Source organism: Streptomyces sp. SBT349 (genome assembly GCF_001083795.1).
Classification (GTDB): Bacteria; Actinomycetota; Actinomycetes; order Streptomycetales; family Streptomycetaceae; genus Streptomyces.
Genome location: NZ_LAVK01000058.1, coordinates 27710 through 35628, shown reverse-complemented (window position 1 = coordinate 35628; position 7919 = coordinate 27710). Strand labels below are relative to the sequence as shown.

Sequence of the window (7919 nt, the reverse complement as noted above, 5' to 3'; positions counted from 1 at the left end):
GGGCGGGTAACCGGACTGGGGCCCGGCCCCGGGCCGGGCCCCGTACGATGACTGTGCACGACGGGTGCCACGGCCGTCTGCCGCGCCGTCGCCGTCACGATTCCGGGAGAAGTGCCCCAGCCATGCCAACGCGTCACGACATCCGCAATGTCGCCATCGTCGCCCATGTCGACCACGGCAAGACCACGCTGGTCGACGCCATGCTCCGGCAGGCGGGTGCCTTCGCCGCGCACCAGCACGTGGACGACCGGGTCATGGACACCGGCGACCTGGAGCGTGAGAAGGGGATCACGATCCTGGCCAAGAACACGGCGGTCAGGTACCACCCCAAGGGCTCCGCGAACGCCGTGGTGATCAACATCATCGACACCCCGGGCCACGCCGACTTCGGCGGCGAGGTCGAGCGCGGCCTGTCGATGGTGGACGCGGTCGTGCTCCTGGTGGACGCCTCCGAGGGCCCCCTGCCGCAGACCCGCTTCGTGCTGCGCAAGGCGCTCCAGGCCCGCCTGCCCGTCATCCTCTGCGTGAACAAGACCGACCGCTCCGACGCCAGGATCTCCGCGGTCCTCGACGAGACCTACGACCTCTTCCTCGACCTGGACGCGGACGAGGAGCAGATCGAGTTCCCCATCGTCTACGCCTGCGCCCGCGAGGGCATCGCCTCGCTGACCCAGCCCGCCGACGGCACGGTGCCGGCCGACAGCGACAGCCTGGAGCCGTTCTTCTCCACCCTCCTGGAGACCGTTCCCGCGCCGGTCTACGAGGAGGACGCGCCGCTCCAGGCGCACGTCACCAACCTCGACGCGGACAACTTCCTCGGCCGCATCGCGCTCTGCCGCATCCGCCAGGGCAGCCTGCGCAAGGGCCAGACGGTCGCCTGGCTGCGGCGCGACGGCTCCTCGCAGAACGTGCGGATCACCGAGCTGCTGATGACCGAGGCGCTGGCCCGCAAGCCCGCCGAGGTCGCGGGCCCCGGCGACATCTGCGCCGTGGCCGGGATCCCGGAGATCATGATCGGCGAGACGCTGGCCGACCCGGAGAACCCGGTGGCCCTGCCCCTGATCACGGTGGACGAGCCGGCCATCTCGATGACCATCGGCACCAACACCTCCCCGCTCGTCGGCCGCGGCGGCAAGAACCACAAGGTCACCGCCCGCCTGGTGAAGGACCGCCTCGAACGCGAACTCGTCGGCAACGTCAGCCTCCGCGTGCTGCCCACCGAGCGCCCCGACACCTGGGAGGTGCAGGGCCGCGGCGAGCTGGCCCTGGCCATCCTGGTCGAGACGATGCGCCGGGAGGGCTTCGAGCTCACCGTCGGCAAGCCCGAGGTGGTCACCCGGATCGTGGACGGCTCGGTGTACGAGCCGGTCGAGCGGATGACGATCGACGCCCCCGAGGAGCACCTCGGGGCCATCACCCAGCTGCTGGCCTCCCGCAAGGGCCGCATGGAGACCATGACCAACCACGGCTCCGGCTGGGTCCGCATGGAGTTCCTGGTGCCGAGCCGCGGGCTGATCGGATTCCGCACCGAGTTCCTGACCGAGACGCGCGGCACCGGCATCGCTCACAGCATCTTCGAGAAGCACGAGCCGTGGGCGGGTGAGCTGCGGACCCGCAAGAGCGGGTCGCTGGTCGCCGACCGGTCCGGCATGGCCACCCCCTACGCGATGCTCAACCTCCAGGAGCGCGGGACGATCTTCATCGAGCCGGGCACCGAGGTCTACGAGGGGATGCTCGTCGGGGAGAACTCCCGCTCCGACGACATGGACGTCAACATCACCAAGGAGAAGAAGCTCACCAACATGCGCGCCGCCGCCGCGGACACCACGGAGAGCCTGGTGCCCCCGCGCAGGCTCTCGCTGGAGCAGTCGCTGGAGTTCTGCCGCGAGGACGAGTGCGTCGAGGTGACGCCTTCCGAGGTTCGCATCCGCAAGGTGGCCCTCGACCAACGGGAGCGGGCGCGGTCCGCGGCGCGGGCGAAACGCCAGTAATCGCCGGCATGTAAAAGCTGCGTTACGTTTGACGGTTTTGTCCTCACCCTGTCAAGGGTATTTCCTGTCGATCTTCGGCCGCACCGTCCGGTATCCGGACCAACTGACTTGAGATGCGTCACATCAGTCCGAATACCGGAGAGTGTTCATCTGGGATTTGTCCGGATGTGGGCGTTTTCTCCTCCTCATCTTCATCAAAATGAAATGGGGCATCGGTGGTTCACCGCAGGTTTATGCCCAATAGTTGTGGGCATTGCGAACCGGACGCGGGTAGACCTCCGCGGTCCGGGGTTCCCTGTGCATTGAAAGTGGACTCCAAGGAGGCAAAACCCATGCGTGGTGCTCGCAGCGCCAAGTGGGTCGCCGGGGCGATAGTCGTGGCCTTGGCCCTGACCGCCTGTGGTGGCGGCGACGATGAAGGCGGTGACGGAGGCAGCAGCGGCGAGGCCAACGCCGATGGCGTCGTCCGGATCGACGGCGGCGAACCGCAGAACCCGCTGATCCCGACGAACACCAACGAGCAGTACGGCGCCCTGGTGATCCAGAACGTCTTCTCCACGCTCGTCAAGTTCACCGACGAGGGCGAGGTGTACAACGTCCACGCCGAGTCCGTCGAGCCCAACGAGGACAACACGGTCTGGACCGTGACCCTCAAGGACGGGTGGACCTTCCACGACGGCACCCCCGTCACCGCCGAGAGCTATGTGAACGCCTGGAACTGGGCGGCCCACATCGACAACAACCAGAACAACAGCTTCTGGTTCGGCGACATCGTCGGCTACGAGGACGTCCACCCGGAGGAGGGCGCCGAGCCCACCGCCGACACGATGTCCGGCCTGCGGGTCGTGGACGACACCTCCTTCGAGATCGAGCTGACCACGCCGGTCACCTACTACAACTACAAGCTGGGCTACGACGCCTTCGCCCCGCTGCCCGAGGTCTTCTTCGACGACCCCGAGGCGTTCGGCGAGGCCCCGGTCGGCAACGGCCCGTACCAGTTCGAGTCGTGGAGCCACAACGAGTCCATCGAGCTGACCCGCTACGACGACTACGCCGGTGACAACAAGGCGCAGAACGGCGGCATCCACATCCAGGCGTACAGCGCCCTGGACGCGGCGTACAGCGACCTGATGGCCGGGAACCTGGACATCATCCGCCAGGTGGACCCCAAGGACCTGCCGGTCTACGAGACGGACCTGGGTGACCGGGCGATCAACCAGCCCTACAACGGCATCCAGACCATCGTCCCGGTTTGGTACAACTGGGAGGACACCCCGCCGGAGGTCGTCCAGGGCGTCTCCATGGCGATCGACCGCGAGACCATCACCGGCACCGTGCTGAACGGGTCGCGCACCCCCGCGGACAGCTTCGTCGCCCCCGGCGTCTTCGGCTACGAGGAGGGCATCGGCGGCGAGGTCACGACCTACGACCCCGAGCGCGCCCGCCAGCTGGTCGAGGACAACGGCGGCATCCCCGGGAACCGGATCTCCATCCAGTACAACTCGGACGGTGGTCACCAGGAGTGGGTCGAGGCGGTCTGCAACAACCTCATCGAGAACCTCGGCATCGAGTGCGTCGGTGACGCCAAGCCGGACTTCGACACCGACCTCGAGGCCCGCGAGGCCGACCAGGTGGAGAGCATGTACCGCGGTGGCTGGTTCCAGGACTACCCGCTGAACGTGAACTTCCTCAAGGAGCTGTACCACTCCTCCGCCCAGAGCAACTACGGCCGCTTCCACAACGACGAGGTGGACAGCCTCTTCGACGAGGGTGACGCCGCGGCCGATCTGGACGAGACCGTCACCGCCTACCAGGAGGCGGAGCGGGTCCTGTTCGAGGAGATGCCGGCCATCCCGCTGTGGTACCAGAACGTCAACGGCGGCTACTCGGAGAACGTGGAGAACGTCCGCTTCGACTCCGCCGGCCAGCCGGTCCTGACCGAGGTCACGGTCAACAGCTGATCGAGCTGACGACAACGGTACCTGCGGCATAGAGGGGGCCGGCGGTCCGTCTCCGCGAACCGGAGCGGCCCGTCGGCCCCCGCCGACTTGACATGGAGGAATGATGGGGCGCTACGTCGTGCGGCGACTGCTCCAGATGATCCCGGTGTTCATCGGTGCGACGTTCATCATCTTCATGATGATGTACGCCCTGCCCGGCGATCCGGTCCGGGCCCTGTGGGGCGAACGCGCCCCCGACGAGGCCCAGATGGCGGCGTTGAGAGCGGATCTCGGCCTCGACGACCCCATCCTTGTTCAGTACTGGAACTACCTCACCGGCCTGGTGCAAGGGGACTTCGGCACCCAGATCGCCAGCAGACGCGAGGTGATCGACGTGATCACCGAGGCGCTGCCCGCGACCCTGCGGCTGACCGCCATGGCGTTCCTCATCACCGTGGTCGTCGGCATCGGCATGGGCGTGATCGCCGGGCTGCGCGCCGGGAAGAAGACGGACCGCGGGATCCTGTTCGTCACGCTCCTGCTGATCTCGGTGCCGGTGTTCGTCATCGGCTACCTCTTCCAGACCTACCTCGGCGTCCGCTGGGAGCTGATCGAACCGGTGGTGCAGGACTCCGAGGACTGGAGCCAGCTCTTCCTGCCCGCGATCGTGCTCGCCTCGCTCTCCCTCGCCTATGTGGCCCGGCTGACGCGTACCTCCATCGTGGAGAACCGGCGCGCCGACTACATGCGCACGGCCAAGGCCAAGGGGCTCACCCAGAGCCGCGCGGTCCGCGTGCACCTCATGCGCAACTCCCTGATCCCGGTGGTGACATTCCTCGGCGTCGACCTGGGCAACCTCATGGCGGGCGCCATCATCACCGAGGGCATCTTCAACATCCGCGGGGTCGGCGACACGGTCTACGAGGCGTTGAAGTCCCGCGAGGGCGCCACCGTCGTCGGCGTGGTCACCTTCATCATCGTGGTGTACCTCGTCGTCACCCTGCTCGTCGACCTGCTCTACGCGGTCCTGGACCCGAGGATTCGCTATGCCTGAGGCAATCGAGAAGAAGCAAGCCATACCGTCCCTCGCCGACCCGGCCCTCGTCGGCGCGGCCGAGAGCGGGCCTGCCCCGGGACGTCCGCGAAGCCTGTGGTCCGACGCCTGGCACGACCTGCGCCGCAAGCCGACCTTCCTGATCTCGACGGTGATCATCCTGCTGCTGCTGGTGGTCGCCGCGTTCCCCGGGTGGTTCACCTCCGCCAGCCCGCGCGCCGGCGACCTGGGCGCCCACTACCTCCAGAAGCCGGAGCTCGGCCACTTCTTCTCACCGGAGTGGCTCGGCTACAACCAGCAGGGCCAGAGCATCTACGCACGCATGATCTACGGCACCCGCGCCTCGATCGTCATCGGCGTCTCGGTGACCGCCATCGTGCTGGTGTTCGGCTCCCTGGTGGGCATGCTCGCCGGGTACTTCGGCGGCTGGATGGACTCCGTCCTCTCCCGCGTCATCGACGTCTTCATGGGCATCCCGTTCCTGCTGGGCAGCATGGTCATCCTGCTCTCCTTCGACACCAGGACCGAGTGGACGGTGACCCTGGCGCTCGCCTTCCTGGGCTGGACGACCATCGCCCGTGTCATGCGCGGCTCGGTGATCTCCGTCAAACAGGCCGACTACGTGGCGGCGGCCCGCTCGCTGGGCGCCGGGACCTGGCGCATCCTGCTGCGGCACGTGCTGCCCAACGCGATCGCCCCGGTGATCGTGGTCGCGATGATCGCCCTCGGCGGGTACATCACGGCGGAGGCGGTCCTGTCGTTCCTCGGCATCGGGCTGAGCGAGCCGGCGATCTCGTGGGGCGGGGACATCAACCGGGCGCAGGACCAGATCCGGGTCGCGGTGCATGTGCTGCTCTACCCGTCGATCCTGCTGAGCATCACCATCCTGTCCTTCCTGATGCTGGGTGACGCCGTGCGTGACGCCCTCGACCCCAAGCTGCGCTGAGGGAGAACGCGCGTGTCGATCGAAATGACGAAGGCGGACGTGCCGGGCGTACCCCTGCTCGAAGTCCGCGACCTGCACGTTGAGTTCCGTACCAGGGAGGGCGCGGCCAAGGCGGTCAACGGCGTCAGCTACTCCGTGGACGCGGGAGAGACGCTGGCGGTGCTCGGCGAGTCGGGCTCGGGCAAGTCCGTGACGGCCCAGACCATCATGGGCATCCTGGACACCCCTCCCGGGCACATCACCGGCGGCCAGGTCCTCTACCGCGGCCAGGACATGCTGACCTGGTCCGAGGAGGCGCGGCGGCAGGTCCGTGGCAACAAGATAGCCATGATCTTCCAGGACGCGCTCTCCGCGCTGAACCCGGTCCTCTCGGTGGGCTACCAGCTCGGCGAGATGTTCCGGGTCCACCGGGGCCTGTCCAAGAAGGAGGCCAGGGCCCGTTCCATCGAGCTGATGGACCGGGTGCGCATCCCGGCCGCCAAGGAGCGGGTGAACGACTACCCGCACCAGTTCTCCGGCGGCATGCGGCAGCGCATCATGATCGCGATGGCGCTGGCCCTGGAGCCCGAGGTGATCATCGCCGACGAGCCCACCACCGCGCTCGACGTGACGGTGCAGGCCCAGGTGATGGACCTGCTGGCGGAGCTCCAGCGGGACTTCCACATGGGCCTGATCCTGATCACCCACGACCTCGGCGTGGTCGCCGACGTCGCGGACAAGATCGCGGTGATGTACGCCGGGCGCATCGTGGAGAACGCGCCGGTGCACGAGCTGTACAAGCGGCCCGCGCACCCGTACACCAAGGGCCTGCTGGACTCCATTCCGCGCCTCGACCACAAGGGCAAGGAGCTCTACGCGATCAAGGGCCTGCCGCCCAGCCTCACGGCCATCCCGAGCGGCTGCGCGTTCAACCCGCGGTGTGCGATGGCGCGGGACATCTGCCGCACCGAGGTGCCGCCGCTGGCTGACGTGGCCGAGCGGGACGGCAGCCCGCTGGGCGGCCGGACCAGCGCCTGCCACTTCTGGAAGGAGACGATCCATGACTGACCGGGGCGAACCCATCCTCGAAGTGCGCAATCTCGTCAAGCACTTCCCGCTCACCCAGGGCGTCCTCTTCAAGCGGCAGATCGGCGCCGTCAAGGCGGTGGACGACATCTCGTTCGAGCTGTACCAGGGCGAGACCCTGGGCATCGTGGGCGAGTCCGGCTGCGGCAAGTCCACGGTGGCCAGGCTCCTGATGAGCCTGGAACACCCGACCTCGGGGCAGATCCTCTACAAGGGCGAGGACATCGCCAAGCTCTCCTCGCGGGCCCTGAAGGCCGTGCGCCGCAACATCCAGATGGTCTTCCAGGACCCGTACACCTCGCTCAACCCGCGCATGACGGTCGGCGACATCATCGGCGAGCCGTTCGAGATCCACGGCGACGTGCTCCCGAAGGGCGACCGGGAGAAGAGGGTGCGGGAGCTGCTCGACCTGGTCGGGCTGAACCCGGAGTACATCAACCGGTACCCGCACCAGTTCTCCGGCGGCCAGCGGCAGCGCATCGGCATCGCCCGCGGCCTGGCGCTCAACCCGGAGATCATCATCTGCGACGAGCCGGTCTCGGCGCTGGACGTCTCGGTGCAGGCGCAGGTCATCAACCTGATGGAGCGGCTCCAGAACGAGCTGGACCTGGCGTACGTCTTCATCGCGCACGACCTGTCGATCGTGCGGCACATCTCCGACCGGGTCGGCGTGATGTACCTGGGCAAGCTGGCCGAGGTCGGCACCGACGCCCAGATCTACGACCACCCGACGCACCCCTACACCCAGGCGCTGCTCTCCGCGGTCCCGCAGCCGGACCCGGAGGGGCGCGAGACCCGGGAGCGGATCATCCGCCGCGCCGAGGAGACGCCGCTGGCTGACGTGGCCGAGCGGGACGGCAGCCCGCTGGGCGGCCGGACCAGCGCCTGCCACTTCTGGAAGGAGACGATCCATGACTGACCGG

Annotated in this window: 6 protein-coding genes; all 6 read left to right on the top strand. The window is 67.8% G+C overall.

Going from position 1 to position 7919, the window contains the following annotated elements; genetic code table 11:
• Positions 1–122 precede the first annotated feature (122 nt).
• Entirely contained in the window at positions 123–1991 is a 1869-nt protein-coding gene (typA, locus tag ADY01_RS10170) for a translational GTPase TypA (protein ID WP_049569346.1), read from the top strand.
• A gap of 332 nt (positions 1992–2323) precedes the next feature.
• Positions 2324–3952: a peptide ABC transporter substrate-binding protein gene (locus ADY01_RS10165; RefSeq protein WP_049569342.1), complete on the top strand. Its 1629-nt coding sequence runs from the start codon at positions 2324–2326 to the stop codon at positions 3950–3952.
• 103 nt (positions 3953–4055) lie between these two features.
• Positions 4056–4985 (top strand): ABC transporter permease, encoded by a 930-nt coding sequence (locus tag ADY01_RS10160; protein ID WP_049569334.1) that lies wholly within the window; start codon positions 4056–4058, stop codon positions 4983–4985.
• Entirely contained in the window at positions 4978–5931 is a 954-nt protein-coding gene (locus ADY01_RS10155; RefSeq protein ID WP_049569330.1) for an ABC transporter permease, read from the top strand. Before ADY01_RS10160 ends, ADY01_RS10155 begins: the two co-directional genes overlap by 8 nt.
• Positions 5932–5955: 24 nt before the next feature.
• Positions 5956–6978: an ABC transporter ATP-binding protein gene (locus ADY01_RS10150; protein WP_049569328.1), complete on the top strand. Its 1023-nt coding sequence runs from the start codon at positions 5956–5958 to the stop codon at positions 6976–6978.
• The gene (locus ADY01_RS10145) at positions 6971–7915 is read left to right on the top strand and encodes an ABC transporter ATP-binding protein (protein WP_049569325.1); all 945 of its coding nucleotides are present in this window, start codon (positions 6971–6973) and stop codon (positions 7913–7915) included. Before ADY01_RS10150 ends, ADY01_RS10145 begins: the two co-directional genes overlap by 8 nt.
• The last annotated feature ends 4 nt before the right edge of the window (positions 7916–7919 follow it).